This window comes from Acidihalobacter yilgarnensis, from assembly GCF_001753245.1.
In the GTDB taxonomy this organism is placed as follows: Bacteria; Pseudomonadota; Gammaproteobacteria; order DSM-5130; family Acidihalobacteraceae; genus Acidihalobacter; species Acidihalobacter yilgarnensis.
The window spans coordinates 100,551-123,101 of record NZ_CP017415.1 but is presented as its reverse complement, the minus strand read 5'-3'; the positions used below and the strand labels follow the sequence as shown (position 1 = coordinate 123,101).

Genomic DNA, 22,551 nt, shown 5'->3' with positions numbered 1-22,551 from the left:
ATGACCTCAATACGCCACGACTGGGCGATCGAAGAGATCGAAGCCCTGTTTGATCGGCCCTTCAACGACCTGCTGTTCGCCGCCCAGCAGACGCACCGCGCGCACTTCGACCCGAACGCGGTGCAGATCAGCAGCCTGTTGTCGATCAAGACCGGCGCCTGCCCGGAAGACTGCGCCTACTGCCCGCAGAGCGCGCATCACCACACCGAGCTGGAACGCGAACGCTTACTGCCCCTCGACGAAGTGATCGCCGAGGCACGCGCGGCGCGCGACAATGGGGCCACCCGCTTCTGCATGGGCGCGGCCTGGCGCAACCCTACCGACCGCAACCTGGAGCGCGTCGCCGAAATGGTCGAGGCCGTACGCGCCGAGGGTCTGGAGACCTGCGTGACCCTCGGCATGCTGGAGGATCGCCAGGCGCGCCGTCTCAAGGACGCCGGGCTCGACTACTACAATCACAACCTCGACACCTCGCCCGAGTTCTACGGCCGGATCATCACCACCCGCGTCTACGAGGACCGCCTGCGCACCCTCGCGCACGTGCGCGAAGCGGGTATCAATGTTTGCACCGGCGGCATCGTAGGTATGGGCGAGTCGCGTCGCGACCGTGCCCGCTTGCTGCAGCAACTCGTCAACCTGCCGCAACACCCAGAATCAGTGCCCATCAACAACCTCGTACAGGTCGAAGGCACGCCACTGCACGGGACCGCCGCGCTCGATCCGCTCGAGTTCGTGCGCATGATCGCCGTTGCCCGCCTGACGATGCCCCACAGCCATGTGCGCCTGTCCGCCGGGCGTTTGGCGATGAGCGATGAACTGCAGGCCCTGTGCTTCTTCGCCGGCGCCAACTCAATCTTTTACGGCGAGAAACTGCTGACCACGGACAACCCGGAATCGCACCGAGACCGCGAACTGTTCCGCCGTCTCGGCATCCATGCCGCAACCGCTCGGCCCGATACCGAGAGCACCGACACCGCCCGCAGCGCCTGAACCCGTGTTCGATCTCCGGCAACGCCTGGAGGCCCGCCGCGCTGCCGGCCGGCAGCGCTTCAGACGGCTGACCGATGGCCCCGTCGGCCCACTGCAACGGGTCGACGGGCGCGAAATCCTGACCTTTTGCAGCAACGATTATCTCGGGCTTGCCAGCCACCCGGAGATCGCCGAATCCCTGCGCCGTGCCACCCGGATCTACGGCACGGGCAGCGGCTCGGCACACCTGATCAACGGTCACACTCGCGCTCACCATGCACTTGAGGAAGCCCTCGCCGAATTCACCGGGCGCCCGCGCGCGCTGCTGTTCTCAACCGGCTACATGGCCAACCTCGGCACCGTCGGCGCACTGCTCAGCCGTGGCGACAGCTTGATCGAGGACCGCCTCAACCACGCATCGTTGATCGACGCCGGCACGCTGTCCGGGGCCAAACGCCTGCGCTACGCGCACGGCGATGCCGAGGCAGCGGACCTTCAGCTCGCTCGCGCGGCCGGTAACTGCCTGCTGGTCACGGACGGCGTGTTCAGCATGGACGGCGATCTCGCGCCGCTGCCCGCACTCGCTGAAGCGGCGCAAGCGCATGGCGCATGGCTGATGGTCGACGACGCTCACGGTATCGGCGTGCTCGGTCCGGGCGGGCGCGGCAGCTTGAGCCACTTCGGGCTCGGGTTGACCGAGGCGCCGGTGCTGATGGGCACGCTGGGCAAGGCGATCGGCACCGCGGGCGCCTTCGTTGCCGGCGACGAGGATCTCATCGAATATCTGATCGGCGCGGCACGTACCTATCTGTTCACCACCGCAATGCCTGCCGCCATCGCCGAGGCCACACGCACGGCACTGGGATTGGTCGTGCGCGAAGACTGGCGGCGCGAGCGGCTACAGCAACTAATTGCACAACTGCGCGCCGGCGCTAGCGCACTGGATCTGGAACTGATGCCCTCGGCCACACCGATCCAGCCGCTGCGGATCGGCGACAGCGCACGGGCGCTGGCTGCTGCCGAAACCCTGTGGGCACAAGGCATTCTCGTACCCGCCATACGCCCGCCGACCGTCGCCGAGGGGCAGGCACGTTTGCGTATCACATTGAGCGCGGCCCACGAACCCGCGCACATCGACCGCCTGCTGGATGCGCTGGCGACCATCCGAACGCCGCAATAACGTGCGCAGACCTTAAAGCAGCCCTCGCTGGGCCAGCGACACCACCGATTCGCCGACCACCAGGTGATCCAGTATGCGCACGTCGATGAGCCCCAATGCATCGCGCAGACGTTGGGTGATGGCCTCGTCGGCGGCGCTGGGCTCAGCCACCCCGGAGGGGTGATTGTGCGCAAGAATCAATGCGGCCGCGTTGTGGTGCAAAGCCCGCCGCACAACCTCGCGCGGATGTACGCTGGCGCCATCGATCGTGCCGTGAAAAAGTTCTTCGTAGGCAATGACGCGATGACGCCCGTCGAGGAAAACACAGGCAAAGACCTCACTGGGACGGTCACGTAGGCGCGCGGCCAGATATCGCCCCGCCGCCTCAGGGCTGGCAATCGCGTCGCCACGCGCCAGTTCCTCCCACAAATAGCGGCGCCCCATTTCCAGGACTGCCTGCAACTGCACGTATTTCGCCTCGCCCAAGCCCTTGCCACGGCAGAACGCTTCACTCGACGCGGCCAGCAAGGGCCGCAGCCCGCCAAACTCGGTCAGCAGCTCGCGCGCCAGATCGACCGCGCTCTTACCCGGCACCCCAGTACGCAAAAAAATCGCCAACAGATCAGCGTCGCTCAATGCCTCGGCCCCACGCGTCAGCAATTTTTCCCGCGGACGCTCACCCGCCGGCCAGTCTTTGATGCCCATACATCCCCCCAGCCCATTTCGGGTCTCAGGAAGGAGTCTAGACCTAGAGCGCGCCGGCAATAGTCACCATCGGTTATACGGTGAGTGGCACATGGGTTTCCCCGAGCCTTAGGCTCCAGCGGACAGTGCTTAGTAACGCCCGCGCGTCTGCGTGATGTAGTTGTTCATTTCGAGATGATGTTGATTCATGCGCTTGAGCACGGCATGCCCCAGGCGGATGATTGCGCGCATCACGTGATACACCACATGCGGATGGGTCTCGATCAGCGACTCGAAGGACGCGCGTTCCAGCGACAGCAACACACTGTCGTGCTCGGCGATCAGCGTGGCCGAGTGTGGCGCGCCGTCTACGAAGCCCATCTCACCACACAAACCGCCCGGCCCGAGGACATGTAGCAGCAGCGGCTCACCCACCGCGGCTTCCTGTACCACTCTCACCCGTCCCTGGGCGACCAGATACACCGTCTGGTCGGTCTCGCCTTCGCGAATCACGACCTCTCCCGCATCCAGGTGGCGCAGACCCATGATGTTCTCGAGCACCTCGCAATCCGTAGCGGTGAGATCCTGCGAAAGTGGCGAGTCCTTGATGAATTCGAGCAAATGCATATTTTCGGGGACCACGGTTACCATTCTCCTTATCGTTGGCTGGGGATACCGATGGGCACCCCGCTGTAAAGACCGTATTGACCATACAATTAGTGTAGGCGCCCGCCACGCTTGCTCGCCATCTTGATCTCATGATCGCCACAGAAATATTGCACACGGGCCTGCTCGCCGGCCATGTGCACCGGGAAAACCGCCTCATTCCCTCATGCCTGCGACGAAGTCGCCCACCCCACCTCAGCACATCTGCATCCCGCATCCCGACCCCGTTCCACTGGGTTCCGAGGTATTGGCTTGATCGAGCGGCTGTACAGGCTGGAGGCCTCGATGCCTGGACAAGACCACAGCAACCGTAGCCACTCCGTGTCAAAGATTTCAAAAAACGGCGCTGTACCGGGTGCCATCGGTGGCGGCGCCTGATACGCCTGCGATGCTACACTGCGCATGTATCAGGCCGGCCAAACACGCATGTCGACACCACTCGCGCATCTCCGAATCCTGCTAGGCGTCACCGGCGGCATCGCCGCCTACAAGGCCTGCGAACTCACCCGCCTGCTGCACAAGGCTGGCGCGCAGGTACGCGTCGTGATGACCCCTGCCGCCGGACACTTCGTCACCCCCCTGAGCCTGCAGGCCCTATCGGGTCATCCGGTGCGCAGTGAACTGTTCGATGCAGCGGCCGAAGCCGGCATGGATCATATCGAGCTTGCCCGTTGGGCCGACGCGGTACTGGTCGCCCCGGCCACCGCCGACTTCATGGCGCGCCTCGCCCACGGCCGGGCCGACGACCTGTTGACCACCTTATGCCTAGCCACCGAAGCACCGCTGTTCCTCGCACCCTCGATGAATCGGGTGATGTGGGCCAACCCGGTTACGCAAGCCAATCGGATGTTGCTCGAATCCCGAGATATCGCCTTGCTCGGTCCTGCCGAAGGCGAGCAAGCCTGCGGCGAAACCGGCGAGGGACGTATGCGCGAACCAGCCGAGCTGGCCAGCGAGCTGGGTGAACGCCTTGCAGCCGGTCCACTCGCCGGTTGCCGCGTCACGATTACCGCCGGCCCCACCCGCGAACCCATCGACCCGGTACGGGTACTGAGTAATCGCAGCTCGGGACGCATGGGTTTCGCAGTAGCCGAAGCTGCCCGCGCCGCAGGCGCCCGCGTGACCCTCATCACGGGACCCGTGGCATTGCCGACGCCCGCCGGCGTCGAACGCGTCGATGTGGAAACCGCCGCCGAAATGCACGCGGCCGTGTTGGCACGACTGGCATCGACCGACCTATTCATCGGCGTGGCCGCCGTGGCCGATTACCGCCCCGCAGAAGTCATGGTCCACAAGCTCAAGAAGGGGGCGGAAACCCTCGAACTGCGCCTCACGCGTACGCCGGATATCCTGGCCGAAGTCTCCGCGCATCGGCCGCGTCCGTTCTGCGTCGGCTTCGCGGCCGAAACCGAGTCAGTGGTCGAACACGCACGCGCCAAGCTGGTAGCCAAACAACTCGATCTGATCGCCGCCAATCGGGTCGGCGATGGTCTCGGGCTGGAGGTCGAGGACAACGCCCTGGACGTCCTCTGGGACGGCGGCCAATGTCGGCTCGAACGAGGACCCAAAACCGAGCTGGCACGTCATCTCATCCAGCTCATTGCCAAACGCTACGCCCTCGCACGGGGCGCTCACTCACCCAGCACAAAGGCTTGATGTACACGATGCACAAGATCGCGCTTAAAATACTCAATCCCCGCATCGGCACCGATTTCCCGCTACCTGCCTATGCCACGGCGGGCTCAGCCGGACTCGACCTGCGCGCCTGCCTCGATGAACCGGTGACGCTCACGCCCGGCCAGACGGTGCTGATTCCGACCGGCATCGCGATCCACATCGGCGACACCGGGCTAGCCGCAACCCTGCTGCCGCGTTCCGGTCTCGGCCATAAACACGGCATCGTACTCGGCAATCTGGTCGGGTTGATCGACTCGGACTACCAGGGCGAGATCATGGTTTCGTGCTGGAACCGGGGCACCGTCCCTTTCACCGTCGAGCCCGGCGAACGTATCGCGCAGATGGTCTTCGTGCCGGTCGTGCAGGCCAGCTTCGAGCTCGTCGAGTCCTTCGACGACAGCACGCGCGGCGCGGGTGGCTTCGGTCACTCCGGACGACACTGACTCCATCACACCCAAGACAAGAGATGAGCCCGCCATGACTGCCATTGCCTCCAGCCTGTTCCGTGCCTACGACATCCGAGGCGTAGTCGACGACACCTTGACCGAGGATGCCGTGCACCATATCGGCCGTGCCTTTGGCAGCGAAGCCTTGGCCCAAGGGCAGCATGCCGTGGTGATCGGCCGCGACGGGCGACTCAGTGGCCCGACACTGATCGCCGTACTGGCTGATGGTCTGCGCAGTACCGGCATTGACGTGATCGACGTCGGCGCAGTGCCAACCCCCGTGGTCTACTTTGCCGCCGAAGACCTGGGCACACGCACCTGTATCGCGCTCACCGGCAGTCACAACCCCCCGCAATACAATGGCCTCAAACTGGTCATCGATGGGCGCACCCTGCACAGCGAAGGCATACAAACGCTACGCGAACGGATCGAGCGAGACGACTATGCGCGGGGTCAGGGTTCGCTGCGCAGCCTCGACATCGGTCAGCGATACCTCGATCGCATCACCTCCGACGTGCATCTGGCGCGTCCGCTGAAGGTCGGCGTCGACTGTGGCAACGGCGTGGCCGGCGAACTCGCGCCGCGCCTCATCGAGGCGCTCGGCTGCACCGTAACGCCCTTGTTCTGCGAAATCGACGGCCGCTTTCCCAACCACCACCCCAATCCCTCGGAACCGGAAAATCTGGCCGACCTGATCGCCTGCGTGCGCACACAGGGGCTGGACCTCGGCCTGGCCTTCGACGGCGACGGCGACCGCCTTGGCGTGGTCGACGGCGAGGGCCGCGTCGTCTGGGCCGACCGTCAAATGATCCTCTATGCCGCCGACGTACTCGCGCGCAACCCGAGCGCGACCATCATCTTCGACATCAAGTGCTCGCGTCACCTCGCCGAGGCCATCCGTGCGCACGGCGGCGAGGCGCTGATGTGGAAGACCGGACACTCGCTGATCAAGGCCAAGATGCAGGAAACCGGCGCCCTGCTCGCCGGCGAAATGAGCGGTCACGTGTTCTTCAAGGAACGCTGGTACGGCTTCGACGACGGCCTGTACACGGCCGCGCGCCTACTGGAAATCCTCAGCCAGGACGCACGCACGCCGACGGCTGTATTCGCCGAACTGCCCGACAGCATCAACACGCCGGAACTCAACGTACACTTCGCGGAAGAAGGCGCGCACTTCGCCTTCATGCAACACCTCAAGGCACAAGCCGATTTCGGCGATGCGCGGCTGACCCTCATCGACGGCCTGCGCGCGGACTACCCGGACGGCTGGGGTCTGGTACGCCCCTCCAATACCACACCGAGCCTGGTAATCCGCTTTGAGGCGGAAGACGTTGCCGGCCTCGAACGCATACAGGGCATCTTCCGTCGGCAAATGCTCGCCGTCGAGCCGACACTCACGCTGCCATTCTGAACCGCATACCACCCGCACACGGACCCCAAACACACCATGGACCAGACCGCCGCCATACACGCCGCCGATGTCCTCATCGAGGCCTTGCCCTATATCCAGCGTTTCGCCGGCAAGACCATCGTCATCAAGTACGGCGGCAACGCCATGGTCGACGACCGCCTCAAGCGCAGCTTCGCGCGCGACATCGTGCTGATGAAGCACGTCGGCATCAATCCCGTGGTGGTACATGGCGGCGGCCCGCAAATCGGTCGCCTGCTGGAACGGCTGGGTAAGGAATCGCGCTTCATTGGCGGCATGCGGGTCACCGACACCGAGACCATGGACGTGGTCGAGATGGTGCTCGGCGGGTTGGTCAACAAGGAGATCGTCAGCCTGATCAACCAGCAGGGTGGGCGCGCCGTCGGCCTCACCGGCAAGGACGGCGGCCTGATCCGCGCGCGTAAGCTGCAGCGCACGGCCCTCGACTCGCTGACCGACGAAGACATCATCGATCTGGGTCAGGTCGGCGAAGTTTCGTCCATCGATCCCGCCGTGGTACACATGCTCGACAGCGGCGACTTCATCCCCGTGATCGCACCCATCGGCGTGGGCGAGGACGGGGACGCCTACAACATCAACGCCGACCTCGTCGCCGGCAAGATCGCCGCCATCCTCGGCGCGGACAAGCTCATTCTGCTGACCAATACCCGTGGCGTGCTCGATACCGAAGGCACTCTGCTGACCGCCGTTAGCGCACGCGAGGTCGCCGCGCTGATCGCGGACGGGACCATCCATGGCGGCATGCTACCCAAGGTCGAATGCGCCCTTGACGCGGTCAATTCCGGCGTGAAAACGGCCACCATCGTGGATGGCCGCGTCGAGCATGCGGTACTGATGGAGCTGTTCACCGACCAAGGTGTCGGCACGCAGATTCGTAGCTAGGGGCCTGACGCACCGTCTTTTTTCAACTGGCGAAAGCGCTCGATATCGGCCCGGAATTCCTGGCGGATATCACTGCGCCGGCGCAGCAAACCCTCTAGCGCCGCTTGCGCCGCAGCGCGTTCCGATGCCGCAGCATCCTGGCCCAGCTGACGGACCCGGTCATGGGCAAGCTGTATCTGAACACCAAGGGCACGCAGCCGCTCGTCACGCATGTGCTTGATATCGCCTACGCTGCCGAAGGTCTGCAACAGCATCCGGTCGTGCCGTTCACGAGCTTCTTCGCGAGCTTCTTCGCGGCCCGCAGCCTCTGCTTTGAGCTTGGCGGCAGCCTGTTCCGCCGGCGTTAACGGCGGCGGCACGCGTCGAGTCACCTCTCCGTTGCTGCCCAACACCTCGTAACCACGCGAGACAGCCGCTTCCGGCAGTGACTGATCGTAATGGACCACGCCCTTGGCATCCCGCCAGCGATAGATGCCCGCTTGGGCCTGCAGTATCGATGAGGCGCCCCAGACCGAAATCAGCAGCAAAACCGCCAAGACCACCCATCGCCGACCATGAGCGGCGCGGCGATCGACCGCATGCAAGGCGCTCATGCGGCTAGACGCCGTACTGCGCGCGGTAGGCCTCCAGACGCGACAGTGTGTCGCCCCTGGACGAATCGTCCCGCAGATGTGTCACCAGGTCCGACAGACGAGCGATACTGATCACGGGAACGCCCAGCGACTCCTCCACCTCCTGAATCGCCGAGCGCGTGCCGCTGCCGCGCTCCTCCCGATTGAGCGAAATCGCGACGCCGGCAAGGGTCGCACCCGCACCGTGTATGATCTCTACCGACTCTCGAATCGCCGTGCCGGCGGTAATGACGTCGTCGACCACCAGCACCCGCCCTACCAGGGGAGCGCCGACCAGCTGGCCACCTTCGCCATGATCCTTAGCTTCCTTGCGGTTGAAACACCAGGGCAAGTCGAGGCCATGATGCTCGGCCAAGGCCACTGCGGTGGTCGCCACCAATGGAATGCCCTTGTAGGCTGGCCCGAACAGCATGTCGAAGCCCACGCCCGAGTCGATAATTGCCTGCGCGTAGTAACGCCCTAACCGGGCAAGCGCATCACCCGTATTGAACAGGCCGGCATTGAAGAAATACGGGCTTAGTCGCCCTGATTTTAGGGTGAACTCGCCAAAACGCAGGACACCACGCTCGATGGCGAAGTCGAGAAAATGCTTTTGATCGCTGCTGCTCATTTCGTTTCCAGATGGGGACACAATGACATGCTAGAGTAGCCTCAGCTCTCCTGACAACCATTGCCCGCGCCCATGAACGAATCCGCCCTGTTCGCCATCGCCGCCATCGGAGTACTGGGCGTCCTCTGCCAGTGGATCGCTTGGCGAGTCAAACTGCCGGCAATTCTCTTTCTACTGGTCGTCGGCATCCTGCTCGGCCCGATTACCGGCTGGCTCAACCCCGACCGCCTGTTCGGCAACCTGCTCTTCCCGCTGGTATCCCTCGCGGTCGCGGTCATCCTGTTCGAAGGCAGCCTGACCCTGCGCCTAGGCGAAATCCGCGGACTCGAACGGGTGGTGCGCAATCTGGTGAGCTTCGGCCTGCTGGTCAGCGGCACCGTAACGGCCGTCGCCGCGCACTGGCTGGTCGGTCTGGACTGGCCGCTTGCAGCCCTGTTCGGCGCGATGATGACCGTCACCGGGCCCACCGTAATCATCCCCATGCTGCGCACCGTGCGCCCGAATGCGGCGGTGTCCAAGGCCTTACGCTGGGAAGGCATCGTCATCGACCCGATCGGCGCCCTGCTCGCCGTGGTGATCTACGAGTTCATCATCTCCAGCCAGGGCGCCAATGCCGTCGGCCACCTGATCGAGACCTTTGCACTGATCCTGTTCGTCGGCGGCACACTGGGCGTCCTTGCAGGCTATCTACTGGGTCTGTTGCTGCGTCACTATCTGATCCCCGAATACCTGCATAACGTCGCCACGCTCTCGACCGTGTTCGCGGTCTTCGCCGGTGCCGACATGTTGGCGCCGGAATCGGGCCTGCTCGCGGTCACCGTGATGGGCATGTGGCTCGCCAACATGAAACGCATCCCGGTCGAGGCCATCCTCGACTTCAAGGAAAGTCTGAGCATGTTCTTCATCTCCGGCCTGTTCATCATCCTCGCCGCCCGCCTCAACCTCGGGCAAATGATGCAGATCGGCTGGGGCGCACTGGGTGTGCTCGTGGTACTGCAATTGGTTTCGCGCCCGCTCAAGGTGTGGCTATCGACCCTCGGCTCGCCGCTAACCGGGCGCGAGCGGGTCCTGCTGGCCTGGATCGGCCCTCGCGGCATCATCGCCGCGGCGGTCTCGGCATTGTTCGCACTGCGGCTGTCCGAACTCGGCTACCAAGACGCCAACCGACTGGTGCCGTTGACCTTCCTCGTTATCATCGGCACCGTGGTGCTGCAGAGTCTGACCGCGCGCCCCTTCGCGCGCTTCCTCGGCATTGCCGAACCCGAGCCGCGTGGACTGCTAATCGTCGGCGCCAACCCGGTCGCCCGCGCGATCGGGCGAGCCCTGCAAAAACGCGGATTTCACGTAATCCTCGCCGACAGCTACTGGGAACACGTCAAATCCGCGCGCATGGACGGGCTGAGTACCTACTACGGCAACCCCGTATCCGAGCATGCCGACCGCCACCTCGACCTGATCGGCATCGGCCGCCTGCTCGGGCTATCCCCGCAAGGCGATCTCAACGTACTCGCCGCGCAGTACTACCGCCGCGAGCTGGGTCAACAAAGTGTATACACCCTGCCCACCAGCTCCGAGAACGAGCAGCGCCGGCACAAACACACCGTAGCTGCGGAATTCCGCGGCCGACCGCTCTTCGGTGACGACGCCTCCTACCGCAAACTGCAAAGCTTGGTGAGCCAGGGTGCCGAGATCCGCGCTACCACACTCACCGAAAACTTCGCTCACGAAGACTGGCTCAAAAAGCACGGCGGACGCGCCCTGCCGCTGTTCGCGATCACACCCAAGGGCGAGCTACGCGTATTCACCGCCGACAGCGAAACCCGACCCGGCGCCGACTGGACGATTCTCGCGCTGACCCTGCCACCGGAAGTGGAGGGCGAGACAGCTGCGGACGATGCCGCAAGCGCTTGAGGCGATGCTAGACTGCCCCCTTTTCGCCGACACTAACGCCCCATGCGCATCATCACCTTCAACGCCAACGGCATCCGTTCCGCCGCCCGCAAGGGCTTCTTCGACTGGCTGCCGCAGCAGCACGCAGATGTAGTGTGCATCCAGGAAACCAAGGCCCAGGCAGAGCAGCTCACCGACCCGGTGTTCTGGCCAGAAGGCTGGGACTGCTACTACTCGGACGCGGAAAAGAAGGGCTACAGTGGCGTGGCGATCTACTCGCGCCGCAAGCCCGACGCCATCGAGGCCTCACTCGGATGCCCCGAGTGCCCAGAGTTCGAGACCGAGGGACGCTGGCTGGAGGCGCGGTACGGAAATCTGAGCGTGATCTCCCTCTACATGCCATCCGGTTCTTCCGGCGACGAGCGACAGCAGGTCAAATATCGCCTGATGGCTTGCCTCTATGCCCACCTCGATGCCGTACGCAGTAACGGCATCGAGTACGTGATCTGCGCCGACTGGAACATCGTGCACACCGCCGCCGACATCAAGAACTGGCGCAGCAACCAGAAGAACTCCGGCTGCCTGCCCGAGGAACGCGCCTGGCTGGACCGCCTGTTCGGCGAGTTGGGCTACGTCGATGTCTTCCGTCAGCTTGAACAACCGCCAGAGCAGTACACCTGGTGGTCGAACCGTGGTCAGGCCTGGGCCAAGAACGTCGGCTGGCGCATCGACTACCAGGTCGTCAGTCCGTCGCTCGCCGGCAAGGTCCGCGCCACGAGTATCTACCGCGACGAGCGCTTCTCGGATCATGCGCCGTTGACCATCGACTACGATAATCCACTGACCTGATCTACCTCCCTCCTCGCCATCCACGGCACTCAAGTATGACGTTCATTTGACGTTATACCTGTACGAACTACACTGAATCGGACGCACCATAAGTGCAGCTTACAACCTAAATATACCAAGCACGTTGAGCACCGCTCACCGGCAACTTCCTTCTGGAGTGCAGGCCCGAATGGATACACTGCGGTTGGTTGCACCGGTCATACCTGACGCCATCATCGCAGCCGACATGCTGGGCGAGATCCTGTACGCCAACCCCGCCGCCTCGCGGCTGTTCGGCTACGATCAGACCGACTGGACAGGGCTCAATGTGCGCGAACTAGCCCCAGCCCCCCATCACGCCGCACACGATGGCTACCTGAGCCACTACCTGACCACCGGCGAGGCCCGATTGATCGGGACCGGCCGCGAGGTTGAGGCCAAACGGCGCGACGGCAGCGTCTTCCCGATACGTCTGGCGCTAGGCGACATGGGCGCCGACAAACCAGACGGCTGGCGTTTCATCGCACTCATCCAAGACCTCACCACGGAATACCAAAACCGTCAGCAACTCCGGACCCAGCACGACATGCTGCGTCTGGTCATCGACCGCGTGCCCGCCCTGGTCGCCTACGTCACCCCAGACAAACGCTATCGCCTGGCCAGCGCCACCTATTCGATTTTTTCCTCGATACCCATCGAGCAACTGCCGGGTCACCACGTCCGCGAAATCATCGGCGAGGCGCGTTACGCGACTGTCCTGCCTTATCTGGAAAAAGCGTTGCGCGGCGAGGAACAAGCCTTCGAGGCCGATCTTCCGGAACCGGGCGGCGATACCCGGCGCTTCGAGATCCGCTACACACCCGACCAGGCGCCCGACGGTCATGTCCGTGGAGTATTGATCCTCGCCTTGGACGTCACCGTGCAACGCATGATGGAAATCCAGGCCAGCGAACGGCTGACCGCGCTAAGCGGACTGGTCGCCGGCGTCGCGCACGAGGTCAACAACCCCATCGGCATTGCCAACACCTCGGCGAGCTACCTGCAGGACGCCACGCGCCGCACGCGCGAGGCCTGGGCGGCCGGCACGTTGACACGCACCGAACTCGAAAATTACTTCAACGAAGCCGCAGATGCCGCGAACCTGATCACCAATAACCTCAAGCGCTCGGCCCGCCTCGTGCGCGAATTCAAGCAGGTTGCCGCCGACCAACGGGCAGCCGAGCCTCGACGCATCGAGCTTTGCGCCTACCTCGACGAAGTACTCGACACACTCCGCCCTCTCACGCGGCATCGTCCGATCGAAATGAGCCTGACCTGTGCCGAATCCATCACGCTGACGGACCACCCGGATGCCTGGGCGCAAATCCTGATCAACCTGGTGCAGAATTCCCTGGCCCATGGCTTCACGGAAACTCAGTCGGGGCACATCCAACTACAGGTGCATCGCGAAGCCGAATCGGCCGTCCTCGTCTATCGCGACGACGGCTGCGGTATGCCCGAATCCGTGCGGATACACGCACTGGAACCCTTTTTCACCACGCGCCGGGGGCAGGGTGGCAACGGGCTAGGCCTGTCCATCGTGCACAACCTCGTGACCGGGCTGTTTCGCGGCACCCTGAAGCTGGAAAGCCGACCAGGTCACGGCGTCTGCTTCACCATCCGCCGCCCACTGACCGACTTGCGGAACGAAGAGCCTCTTGCGGTAGCAGCAACAACCCTTAATGAAGCACAGCGGTAACCGTCACGACACATTGGTCTATCCATAAACAGGTGCCCCATGAGCAATAATAATCTAGGTCTCGCTCCTGAAAGCGCCGCCCCCCAAGTCAGCGGGCGACCCTGGCGCGTGCTGGTGGTCGACGACGAAAAAGATATTCACTCGGCGGTGCGCCTAGCCATTTCAGGCATTCGCTTCCATGACCGCCCGCTGGAAATCGTCAGCTGCTACTCAGCCGCCGAGGCCGAGACGGATCTCGCCGAGCACCCCGAGACCGCCCTCGCACTGGTCGATGTGGTGATGGAAAACGAACACGCGGGGCTAGACCTCGTCCGCACCATTCGCGAGCGGCAGGACAACAGCCAGCTGCGTATCGTGATCGTCACCGGGCACCCCGGCCAAGCGCCCGAGCGCGAGGTGGTACGCGACTACGACATCAACGATTACCACGAAAAGACGGAAATGGACGTCAACCGCCTGTACGCGGTCGTCATCAACGCCCTACGCGGCTTCAGCGCGCTGGCCACGCTGGAACGCTCCCGCCGCGGTCTAGAACGCGTTGCCGAGGCGAGCGGAGGCCTGTTCTCGCACGAATCCATCGACCAACTGCTGCACGCGGTACTCGACGAAATGGCCTCGCTGCTCGGGGTGCTCGATGGCGGCCTGCTGCTGGAAACGCCATCGGCCGCCATCGTCGAAGCGGAATCGATCAGCGAGCCGGACCTGCACATCGTTGCCGCGCTCGGGCATTACCTGCACGGCGCCGGGCAGAACCCGGCCAGTCTGTTACCGAGCAACGGCTTGCAGTTGGTATTGCGTGCCTTGCAAAACGGCAGCACGCAGATCGAGGGCAGGCTCTTCGCCGGCTACATCCCCAGTCGATGCCAGCCGCGTCAGGTGATCTATCTCGAAGGCATGCCGCCACTGTCTAACGCCGACACAAAATTCATCGAACTGTTGCTGGCGAACACCGGCCGGGCGCGCGACCAGCTGACCCTGAGCTGCGATATGGAACGCATGCAGCGCGAGACTCTGCTGCTACTCTGCGAGGCCATCGAGCTGCGCTCGGGCGAGACGGGCAACCACGTACGCCGCGTCGGCGAAAGCGCAGCGCTCCTGGCCAAGCTGGCGGGCCTTGATACGACCGAATGCGAACTGCTGCGCGCCGCCGCGCCGCTGCACGACGTCGGCAAGATCGCGATCCCCGACGCCGTGCTCAACAAACCGGGCGCGCTCACGGACGAAGAGTGGGTAGTGATGCGCACCCATGCGAACGCCGGCCATGCACTGCTGATCACCCACGACTCCCGCTGGCTTGCGGCGGCGGCCGAAATCGCCCTGAGCCACCACGAACGCTGGGACGGCCAGGGTTACCCGCGTGGGCTCGACGGTCAGGACATCCCGATCTACGGGCGTATCACCAAACTCGTCGACGTCTTCGACGCCCTGCTCTCGCGACGTTGCTATAAGGACGCCTGGCCGCTGGAACAGGTACTCGACGTCCTGCGCGACGGACGCGGTAGCGAATTCGACCCCAGGCTGACCGACTTGATGCTGGACCGCATTCAGGAGTTCCTGGCGATTCACGAGCGTTTGCCGGACACCGCATAACAAACCCATCGGGGCACCATCCCCGTCGCGTCGCTGACCTGTATCATGTCGGCGATGCTACCCGGACGCCGACATTGAAGCCCAGCTACGTCGATCTCCTGCGCGAATTCTTCACCGGCCGCATGATCGTAGCGGCGCTCATGGGCTTCGCCTCAGGCCTGCCGCTGCTGCTCACGCTGACCCTACTGCAGGCCTGGCTGACCCAGGCCGGCGTGTCCCTCGGCGAGATCGGCCTGTTCGCCCTTGTCGGCATCCCATACACGATCAAATTCCTGTGGGCGCCGCTGATGGATCGCTACGCCCCGCCGCTGCTCGGCCGGCGGCGCGGCTGGCTCTTCGCCCTGCAGCTACTCCTCGCCCTCGCAATCCTCCTGCTGGGTCAAACCGACCCGCACCGCAACCTCACCGAAGTCGCCGTGTTCGCGCTACTGGTGGCACTGTTTTCGGCCATGCAGGATACCGTCATCGATGCCTACCGGCGCGAATCCCTCGCCGACGATGAGCAGGGCCTCGGCGCCTCGCTGTATGTCTGGGGCTACCGCGTCGGCATGCTGGTGGCGTCTGGCGGTGGCCTGATCATGGCGCAGTACGCCGGCTTCGCGCTGACCTTCGCCGCCATGGCGGCGCTCATGCTGCCTGGCCTCGTCACCACGCTGCTCGCCCCCGAACCGGTCACCCACCGCCCCCTGCCGCCCAGCCTGCGCGTGGCCGTGGTCGGGCCCTTCGTGGAATTCTTCACGCAGCGGCGCAACGCAGTGCTGATCTTATTGTTCGTCCTGCTCTACAAGCTTGGCGATACCCTCGCCACCACCATGACCACGCCGTTCTATCTGGAGCTTGGCTATTCCAAGGCGGACATCGGCACGGTGGTCAAGCTCTTCGGCTTCTGGGCCACGGTGCTCGGCGGCTTCGCCGGCGGTATTGGCATTCTGCGCATCGGTCAGTACCGTGCGCTGTGGCTGTTCGGGCTGCTGCAGGCACTTTCCACCGCGGGCTTCGCCTGGTTGGTGTACACCGGACCGGTGATCGGTTGGCTGGCGGTGATCATCGCCTTTGAAAACTTCACCGGCGGCATGGGCACCGCAGCCTTCATCGGTTTCATGGCCAATCTCACCAACCGCGAATTCACCGCCACCCAGTATGCGTTGCTCACCAGCCTCATGGGCGTGCCGCGAACCCTGCTTGCTGCTAGCACCGGCTACATGGCCGCCAGCCTCGGTTGGGCCGATTTCTTCATCGTCTGCGCCCTGCTGGCCATCCCCGGACTACTCCTGCTGCGGCGCTTTCGCGACTGGCTGCAGCCGGCATCTGACGCACCAGCTGACGCGACGCAGGCAAACCGCGAATGAACGCGATCACCGCCACATTCACCCCGGATCGCCTCTGGCAACTCGCGGTCGTCGCCCTGGCCTTGACCTCGGGTTGGCTGGCCCATCGCCTGGCCACCCAGCGCGTCGCGCAGGCCATGGGTAACGCCTCGCAGCGTAGCCTGAGACGCATTCTGCTGCGTGGCTCGGAACGCCTGGCCTTCCCCCTCGCGGCACTGGTCGTCACCCTGAGTGGTAGCCTCGCGCTGCAGGCGGCACACCGGCCCGGCGAAATACTCGAACTGATGACGCCCCTGCTACTGTCGCTGGCCGCCATCCGGCTGTTTGTGTATTTCCTGCGCCAGGGGTTGCGACCAGGCCCTGCCCTACGCGCCTGGGAACAGATCGCCGGGCTGTCGATCTGGGCAGTGGTTGCGCTGCACCTGCTCGGCTGGCTTGGGCCGCTCGGGGATACGCTGGCGCGCGTGCATCTGACGCCCGGCGAACACCCCATCACCCTGCTGACGCTGTTCAAAGCCACCGCCCTGATCGGCGTCGTCTTCCTGTTGACCTGGTGGATCGGTAGCGCCATCGAGCGCCAGATCATGGCCGCCGGTGGGCTGAGCGCCAGCCTGCGTGTCGGCATCGCCAAGGTCATCAAGTTCGCGATGCTGACCTTCGGGTTGCTGCTGGGCCTGAACCTCGTGGGCATCGACCTGACCGCCTTCACCGTCTTCGGCGGCGCACTCGGCGTTGGCCTCGGACTCGGGCTGCAACGCATCGCCAGCAATCTCGTCAGCGGTTTCATCTTGTTGTTTGATCGCTCGATCCGCCCCGGCGACGTGATCAGCATCGGCGACCGCTTCGGCTGGGTGCAGGAGCTGCGCGCGCGCTACATCGTCGTCCGCGACCGCGACGGCGTAGAGACGCTGATACCCAACGAGAACCTCATCACTTCCCAGGTCATCAACTGGAGTTACAGCGACCGCAAGGTTCGCCTCAAGAGCCCGGTCACGATCAGCTATGACGACGACCCCGAACTGGCCATGCGCCTGCTGGAGGAGATCGCCCGCACGCATCCGCGCATACTTGACGATCCACCGCCGGGCGCGCGTCTGCTCTCCTTCGAGGACAACGGCATGCGCCTGGAGCTACGAGCCTGGATCGCCGACCCGGAGGCCGGGGTGAACAACATCCGCTCGGCGCTCAATCTCGATATCTGGCGCGCCTTCAAGGCGCATGGCATCACCATTCCCTACCCGCAGCGCGTGGTGTATCTACACGACACCCGCCGTGGCGAGCAGGATGCGGATTAATTCCGTCATGACAGAGACTTGGCTATCGGCAGTCATGCGGCGCTCTGCTAACATCCGGCCCAGACCGCCACGAGCCGCTAGACTCATAGGCAAGAGAATTGGCCATAACGACACCACGACACGCCAAGGCACGCCATGACCGACCGGATCGGCCACGCACGATTTACCAGCCTTGCCTTGGGCCTGGGCACGCTGCTGCTATGTTTCGCGGCCCAGGCACTGGCCAGCAATCCGCCACGCTGCCTGATCGTCTCCTCCTACCATTCAGGCTACGCGTGGAGCGACGGCGAGCTGGCCGCGCTGCGCGCCGGACTTGCATCGCACTGCCGGATACGCGTCAGCGAGCTGGACAGCAAGCGCCGCCCCGCACCCGCACAGCTCACTGCAGCGGCGCGCGAAATCGACTCTCTGATTCGCAGCTGGCGTCCTGACGTGGTCATCACCCTCGACGACAACGCCATGCGCTATGTCGCCCTGCCCTATCTGCGCGGCACCAACATCCCCGTAGTGTTCGCGGGAATCAACGCATCGGTCGCGCCCTACGGACTGCCCTGGCCGAACGCTACGGGCATGATCGAACGTGCGCCCTTCCACCCCTTGTTGGAAGCAGCGCAAACCATCGTGCGCCATGGCGACGTACTGGCCTATTTGGCAGCGGACACCGTCACCGAACGGCGCGATCTGACGGCTCTGACACAAACAGCGGCTCCGCTGGGTATTCGCGTCGTGCCCATGCTGGTGGAAACCGGCACCCAGTGGATCGAGGCCCTGAGACAGGCGCAGCACGCGGCCAATTTCATCCTGCTCGGTTCTCCTGCCGGCATCCGCGACTGGGACCCGACCCGCGCACGGGTTGCCGTCAGGCATGACAACCATCGCCTGACCCTGACCACCTACACGTGGATGATGCCCTACGCCATGCTCGGCTTTACCCGCAGCGCGGAAGAAGAAGGGCACTGGGCGGCAGCCGTCGCCGAAGCCATCCTCAAGGGCAGTCGGCCGTCCAGCATTCCGATCATTCCCAGCCAGGACTGGGACGAATGGCAGAATACCGCGCTTCTCAAGGCTGCTGACATTCGCCTGCCCAGCTGGATCGCCAGCGTAGCCAAGCGGGCAGATCCTCAATGAACACACCTCCCGAAGGCGAACTGGAAGCGAGAAACGCCCGCCTGTTCTCCTGGGCGGAAATCAGCGCAGGCCTGATCACCGCAGTGACATTGAGCCTGCTACTCGCCGCCGCGATCGGCTGGCTCAATCTAAGCGAATCGCGTCGCGTCTACGATACCCAAGCCACCAGTATCGTCCAGCTGATCTCACAGCGCCTCGCCGCCGATCGCGCCGTACTGACGCCGCTATCCGGCCTCTATCAGGCAAGTGCCCTGCACAATGCACATCAACTCCTCTCCGTAGGCAGCGCTCTCCTGCGCAGCTACCCGTATTTTTCGAACTTCGCCTATCTGCGCTGGCTATCCGCGAGCGAACGCGGAGCCTACGTCGCACAAATGCATTCGCGCGGCTATCCGCAATTCCGTATCCATCCACTCGGCGAGCCCAGCGGCGACATTCCGCTCGATGCTTCAACCTTGGTCGTCAGTTTTCTCGCCCCATTGACGCCTCACAACGCCGCCTATCTCGGCGCAGACCTGTTGAGCAACCCGCGTATCGCGGGGGCCGTCAAATACGCAGTCCAAAGCGGCCGAATGGCGGTCGTCAGCGTGCCGCGTTTCAATGGCAGCCACCCCGGCTATCTGGCGCTAATGGCCACCTATTACGGCTATCGGACGCCCGCGAGCGTCAACGCCAGCTCAGCGGGATGTTCATGGTCTCGGTGGACTTCCCCCGCATGCTCGGTGACATCGAAGCCAGTCACCCGCAATGGGGCTTGAATATCCGCAACCTGGGCAATCACGGAAACGGCACTCAAATCGCCTTCCACACCGCCGCGAACGCAGGTGACTTCCTCTCGCACTGGCTACCCAGCTACCGTATCCAACGCGAACTGATGGTCGACCACCACCATCTCCTGATCCGCCTGAGCCGCCACACGAATCTATCCGATCTCCGACTCGGCACGATCCTGCCCGCCGCCCTCCTACCCTGGATATTGATCGGTGCCTTGGGCTGGGTCACCGGACTGCGCCGCCATGCACAACGTGCCCAGTGGGCGATAGAAGGGGAACTGGCGCACAGTCGGGAACAAGCCGAGATCGCCCTGAGCTCGATTACCGATGCTGTGATTACCACCGATACGGAAATGCGCGTGCAATTCATGAACCCAGTGGCCTCGCGGCTAACCGGGTGGCCGATGGCAGCAGCCATCGGCCACCCACTCAGCGAAATCGCGCCACTACTGGACGAACGCACGCAAAAACCGCTACCCACCGAGGCCAAGCGCCCCACAACGCAGATGGCCAATGCCATGGTGGGACTTCTGTTGGCGCGTGACGGCCGCAATCACGCCGTGGAAATACGACTCTCCGCGCTGACCCGCCGTAACGCCATACCGGGCGGGCTCGCCTTGGTGTTACGCGATCTCAGCCGTGAGCGCGAGCTGGAAACCGCGCTCGACTACCAGTCCACCCGAGACCCCCTGACCGGCCTGTTCAACCGTCGCAGCTTCGAGACCTATCTGCGCCAATGGCTGAGCCTGTGCCAACCCGGCAGCCCAAACGGGGCGCTCTGCCAGGTCGATCTCAACCACTTCAAACTGGTCAACGACACCGCCGGGCATCGCGCGGGAGACGAATTGCTACGCCAGTTTGCCTGGCTGCTCGGCACTGCCCTGCCCTCCGGCACGGTGCTCGCACGCCTGGGCGCGGATGAATTCGGTATCTTGTTGCTGCCCAACGCCGAAATGGCGCCTCAGCAGGTCGCCGAACACCTGATCGAAGCCGCCCGCGCCTTCGAATTCGCCTGGGAGCAGCAGCACTTCAACATCGGCGCCAGTATCGGCCTGGTGATGGTCACGGATGCCCGGCAAGATGCCGGCGACCTGCTGATCAAGGCCGACCTCGCCTGCCTCGCCGCCAAGGACAAGGGACGCAACAACCTCCATGTCTACGAGGCCGGCGATGTGGCGATCGCGCAACGCTCGGGGCAGATGCTCTGGCTAACACGTCTGCAAGAAGCGCTGCACGACGATCGCTTCGTGCTCTATACCCAGCCCATGCTGCCGCTGGATGACACTGCGCGCCCGCGCGAGATGCATGAATTCCTGCTGCGCATGCACTTGGACGACGGCAGCCTTGCCTCGCCCGATCTGTTCATACCCGCCGCCGAGCGGTATCAGCTCATGGCCGAGCTGGATCGGCGCGTCATCGACCTAGCACTCGCCCTGGTCGCACGCAGCGCCGGCAACCTCCATGACACCCTCTACTCGATCAACCTGTCTGGACAATCCGTCGGCGACCCTCACCTGGCGAACTACATCTTCGATCGATTACGTCGCCATGGCGTCAGTCCCGGGCAAATCTGCTTCGAAATCACCGAGACGGCCGCGATCACCAATATGCATGGCGCGCAGACGCTGATCCGTCAGCTGCGCGCACGCGGCGTACGCTTCGCGCTGGATGATTTCGGCGCCGGACTGAGTTCGTTCACCTACCTTAAGCGCCTGCCCGTGGACTTCCTCAAGATCGAAGGTGAATTCGTGCGCGGAATGCTGCAGGATCAGACCGACCGCAGCCTGGTCGAGTCCTTCTGCGAGATCGGACGCGCCTTCGGGCTACTCATCATCGCCGAATCCGTCGAGGACGAGGCCACCTTGTCATTACTGCGCGAAATCGGCGTCGACTACGTTCAGGGTTACCACATCGGGCGCCCGCGTCCCTCTCCCTTCGCGCCCCCTGCCCGCGCGCTCAGTGCAGACCCTGGGACACCCGCGGTATAGGTATAACCGATGCGGCCTGTGGAGTGGCCAGATGCGCCACCATGCGCCAACCCTCGGGGAAACGTCGATAGGTATTGCAGTAATGCAGCAGTCCGCTCGGGGCAAGTTCGCCGGCACGCACGATGCGCTCCTCGCCCACATGCACGGCTAGATTGGCGTCGCCCTCCCGCCAGAGGCATACCGGCAATATGCGTACATCCAAGGCACGTGAGAATACGCCCAGCCAACCCTCCAGCACGGCGCGAAAACCGATCTGTGGCCGCGCATTCGGCCCTGGGTGCATACACACCACCTCCGGCATATCCGCCCAGACCACGATCATCGCCTCCGCGTCGGCGGCCTGCAGCGCGGCGTAATACGCGGCCTCGCAGGCCTCTGCCGTGGCGAACCCGCTCAATGCAATGCCTCCCGTGTCACCGACGCCTCGGTCCAGCCGGGCGAGGCGTGATGCGATACGAGGTGCCAACCCTCCCCATCCAACCTGAAGGCGTTGATCGCGAACACCAAGCCCGTCTCGCGTTCAGCCGTGAAGCGCTCCATGACCGCATGTACCGCCACGACCTCTGACCGGGTACGCGACAAGAGTTGAATCTGGAGCTTTGCCGGTACTGCCTGCGCGACATCGAACAATTCGGCCCAGCTCGCACGGATCGCCTCCACACCTTCCAGGCGCGGCATCCCCGGATGGATACAGACGATCGCGTCGCTGCGCGCCCACACCCGCATCATCGCATCCAGGTCATGTATCACGAAGGCCTCATAAAACGCGCGCTCGGCATCCTCGGGCTTGTTCAAAGCGGGACCTCCACAATCTCGGG

Annotated in this window: 21 protein-coding genes; 15 read left to right on the top strand and 6 right to left on the bottom strand. The window is 63.9% G+C overall.

Features of this window, described 5'->3' with window-relative positions:
* Both bioB and bioF read left to right on the top strand, forming a co-directional pair.
* Positions 1-990 carry a biotin synthase BioB gene (gene bioB / locus BI364_RS00610; protein WP_070077110.1) on the top strand — a complete coding sequence of 330 codons (990 nt, stop codon included), beginning with the start codon at positions 1-3 and terminating at the stop codon, positions 988-990.
* Positions 935-2,149 (top strand): 8-amino-7-oxononanoate synthase, encoded by a 1,215-nt coding sequence (bioF, locus tag BI364_RS00605; RefSeq protein WP_156782575.1) that lies wholly within the window; start codon positions 935-937, stop codon positions 2,147-2,149. Before bioB ends, bioF begins: the two co-directional genes overlap by 56 nt.
* 12 nt (positions 2,150-2,161) lie before the next feature.
* Here bioF and radC read toward each other — a convergent pair whose 3' ends face one another.
* Together radC and BI364_RS00595 are read right to left on the bottom strand one after the other, a co-directional pair.
* The gene (gene radC / locus BI364_RS00600; RefSeq protein WP_070077108.1) at positions 2,162-2,833 is read right to left on the bottom strand and encodes a RadC family protein; all 672 of its coding nucleotides are present in this window, start codon (positions 2,831-2,833) and stop codon (positions 2,162-2,164) included.
* A 129-nt stretch (positions 2,834-2,962) separates the two neighbouring features.
* Positions 2,963-3,454, bottom strand: a complete 492-nt coding sequence (locus tag BI364_RS00595; protein ID WP_197495785.1) for a cyclic nucleotide-binding domain-containing protein — start codon at positions 3,452-3,454, stop codon at positions 2,963-2,965.
* Between the two features lie 450 nt (positions 3,455-3,904).
* Here BI364_RS00595 and coaBC point away from each other — a divergent pair, with 450 nt between their 5' ends.
* Genes coaBC through argB form a run of 4 tightly spaced genes read left to right on the top strand, consistent with a single transcriptional unit; the run spans position 3,905 to position 7,933 of the window.
* The gene (coaBC, locus tag BI364_RS00590; protein WP_070079788.1) at positions 3,905-5,134 is read left to right on the top strand and encodes a bifunctional phosphopantothenoylcysteine decarboxylase/phosphopantothenate--cysteine ligase CoaBC; all 1,230 of its coding nucleotides are present in this window, start codon (positions 3,905-3,907) and stop codon (positions 5,132-5,134) included.
* An 8-nt stretch (positions 5,135-5,142) separates the two neighbouring features.
* Positions 5,143-5,598, top strand: a complete 456-nt coding sequence (gene dut / locus BI364_RS00585; RefSeq protein ID WP_070079787.1) for a dUTP diphosphatase — start codon at positions 5,143-5,145, stop codon at positions 5,596-5,598.
* A gap of 34 nt (positions 5,599-5,632) precedes the next feature.
* Entirely contained in the window at positions 5,633-7,012 is a 1,380-nt protein-coding gene (locus BI364_RS00580) for a phosphomannomutase/phosphoglucomutase (RefSeq protein ID WP_070077107.1), read from the top strand.
* Between the two features lie 36 nt (positions 7,013-7,048).
* On the top strand, positions 7,049-7,933 hold the full coding sequence (argB, locus tag BI364_RS00575) for an acetylglutamate kinase (protein WP_070077106.1): 885 nt from the start codon (positions 7,049-7,051) through the stop codon (positions 7,931-7,933).
* Here argB and BI364_RS00570 read toward each other — a convergent pair.
* Together BI364_RS00570 and pyrE are read right to left on the bottom strand one after the other, a co-directional pair.
* Entirely contained in the window at positions 7,930-8,526 is a 597-nt protein-coding gene (locus BI364_RS00570; protein WP_070077105.1) for a DUF4124 domain-containing protein, read from the bottom strand. The genes argB and BI364_RS00570 overlap by 4 nt on opposite strands.
* A 4-nt stretch (positions 8,527-8,530) precedes the next feature.
* Complete coding sequence (gene pyrE / locus BI364_RS00565; RefSeq protein WP_070077104.1) at positions 8,531-9,175, bottom strand: orotate phosphoribosyltransferase; 645 nt, start codon at positions 9,173-9,175, stop codon at positions 8,531-8,533.
* A gap of 72 nt (positions 9,176-9,247) precedes the next feature.
* Between pyrE and BI364_RS00560 the strand changes: the two genes are divergently transcribed.
* From BI364_RS00560 to BI364_RS00520, 9 genes are all read left to right on the top strand, one after another.
* Positions 9,248-11,086, top strand: coding sequence for a cation:proton antiporter (locus BI364_RS00560; RefSeq protein WP_070077103.1), 1,839 nt, complete (start codon positions 9,248-9,250; stop codon positions 11,084-11,086).
* Positions 11,087-11,128: 42 nt separating this feature from the next.
* On the top strand, positions 11,129-11,914 hold the full coding sequence (locus BI364_RS00555; RefSeq protein WP_070077102.1) for an exodeoxyribonuclease III: 786 nt from the start codon (positions 11,129-11,131) through the stop codon (positions 11,912-11,914).
* Positions 11,915-12,083: 169 nt separating this feature from the next.
* Entirely contained in the window at positions 12,084-13,631 is a 1,548-nt protein-coding gene (locus tag BI364_RS00550; RefSeq protein WP_070077101.1) for a PAS domain-containing sensor histidine kinase, read from the top strand.
* Positions 13,632-13,670: 39 nt separating this feature from the next.
* A complete protein-coding gene (locus BI364_RS00545) occupies positions 13,671-15,221 on the top strand; it encodes an HD domain-containing phosphohydrolase (RefSeq protein ID WP_070077100.1) in 1,551 nt (516 codons plus the stop codon).
* Positions 15,222-15,295: 74 nt separating this feature from the next.
* Entirely contained in the window at positions 15,296-16,570 is a 1,275-nt protein-coding gene (locus BI364_RS00540) for an AmpG family muropeptide MFS transporter (RefSeq protein ID WP_233279552.1), read from the top strand.
* Entirely contained in the window at positions 16,567-17,844 is a 1,278-nt protein-coding gene (locus tag BI364_RS00535; protein ID WP_070077099.1) for a mechanosensitive ion channel family protein, read from the top strand. The genes BI364_RS00540 and BI364_RS00535 overlap by 4 nt, the downstream gene beginning before the upstream one ends.
* A gap of 135 nt (positions 17,845-17,979) precedes the next feature.
* Complete coding sequence (locus BI364_RS00530; RefSeq protein WP_070077098.1) at positions 17,980-18,972, top strand: ABC transporter substrate-binding protein; 993 nt, start codon at positions 17,980-17,982, stop codon at positions 18,970-18,972.
* A complete protein-coding gene (locus BI364_RS00525; protein WP_070077097.1) occupies positions 18,969-19,730 on the top strand; it encodes a CHASE domain-containing protein in 762 nt (253 codons plus the stop codon). Before BI364_RS00530 ends, BI364_RS00525 begins: the two co-directional genes overlap by 4 nt.
* The gene (locus BI364_RS00520) at positions 19,688-21,733 is read left to right on the top strand and encodes a putative bifunctional diguanylate cyclase/phosphodiesterase (protein ID WP_197495784.1); all 2,046 of its coding nucleotides are present in this window, start codon (positions 19,688-19,690) and stop codon (positions 21,731-21,733) included. Before BI364_RS00525 ends, BI364_RS00520 begins: the two co-directional genes overlap by 43 nt.
* Here the strand turns inward: BI364_RS00520 and BI364_RS00515 are convergent.
* Complete coding sequence (locus BI364_RS00515) at positions 21,702-22,130, bottom strand: nuclear transport factor 2 family protein (RefSeq protein WP_070077096.1); 429 nt, start codon at positions 22,128-22,130, stop codon at positions 21,702-21,704. The genes BI364_RS00520 and BI364_RS00515 overlap by 32 nt on opposite strands.
* Positions 22,127-22,528 (bottom strand): YybH family protein, encoded by a 402-nt coding sequence (locus BI364_RS00510; protein WP_083251071.1) that lies wholly within the window; start codon positions 22,526-22,528, stop codon positions 22,127-22,129. The genes BI364_RS00515 and BI364_RS00510 overlap by 4 nt, the downstream gene beginning before the upstream one ends.
* Positions 22,529-22,551 lie beyond the last annotated feature (23 nt).

Coding starts and splice junctions, on each gene's coding strand:
- bioB (WP_070077110.1), top strand. CDS start 1: ATGACCTCAATACGCCACGACTGGGCGATCGAAGAGATCGAAGCCCTG.
- bioF (WP_156782575.1), top strand. CDS start 935: ATGCCGCAACCGCTCGGCCCGATACCGAGAGCACCGACACCGCCCGCA.
- radC (WP_070077108.1), bottom strand. CDS start 2,833: ATGGGCATCAAAGACTGGCCGGCGGGTGAGCGTCCGCGGGAAAAATTG.
- coaBC (WP_070079788.1), top strand. CDS start 3,905: ATGTCGACACCACTCGCGCATCTCCGAATCCTGCTAGGCGTCACCGGC.
- dut (WP_070079787.1), top strand. CDS start 5,143: ATGCACAAGATCGCGCTTAAAATACTCAATCCCCGCATCGGCACCGAT.
- BI364_RS00580 (WP_070077107.1), top strand. CDS start 5,633: ATGACTGCCATTGCCTCCAGCCTGTTCCGTGCCTACGACATCCGAGGC.
- argB (WP_070077106.1), top strand. CDS start 7,049: ATGGACCAGACCGCCGCCATACACGCCGCCGATGTCCTCATCGAGGCC.
- BI364_RS00570 (WP_070077105.1), bottom strand. CDS start 8,526: ATGAGCGCCTTGCATGCGGTCGATCGCCGCGCCGCTCATGGTCGGCGA.
- pyrE (WP_070077104.1), bottom strand. CDS start 9,175: ATGAGCAGCAGCGATCAAAAGCATTTTCTCGACTTCGCCATCGAGCGT.
- BI364_RS00560 (WP_070077103.1), top strand. CDS start 9,248: ATGAACGAATCCGCCCTGTTCGCCATCGCCGCCATCGGAGTACTGGGC.
- BI364_RS00555 (WP_070077102.1), top strand. CDS start 11,129: ATGCGCATCATCACCTTCAACGCCAACGGCATCCGTTCCGCCGCCCGC.
- BI364_RS00550 (WP_070077101.1), top strand. CDS start 12,084: ATGGATACACTGCGGTTGGTTGCACCGGTCATACCTGACGCCATCATC.
- BI364_RS00545 (WP_070077100.1), top strand. CDS start 13,671: ATGAGCAATAATAATCTAGGTCTCGCTCCTGAAAGCGCCGCCCCCCAA.
- BI364_RS00535 (WP_070077099.1), top strand. CDS start 16,567: ATGAACGCGATCACCGCCACATTCACCCCGGATCGCCTCTGGCAACTC.
- BI364_RS00530 (WP_070077098.1), top strand. CDS start 17,980: ATGACCGACCGGATCGGCCACGCACGATTTACCAGCCTTGCCTTGGGC.
- BI364_RS00525 (WP_070077097.1), top strand. CDS start 18,969: ATGAACACACCTCCCGAAGGCGAACTGGAAGCGAGAAACGCCCGCCTG.
- BI364_RS00520 (WP_197495784.1), top strand. CDS start 19,688: ATGCTCGGTGACATCGAAGCCAGTCACCCGCAATGGGGCTTGAATATC.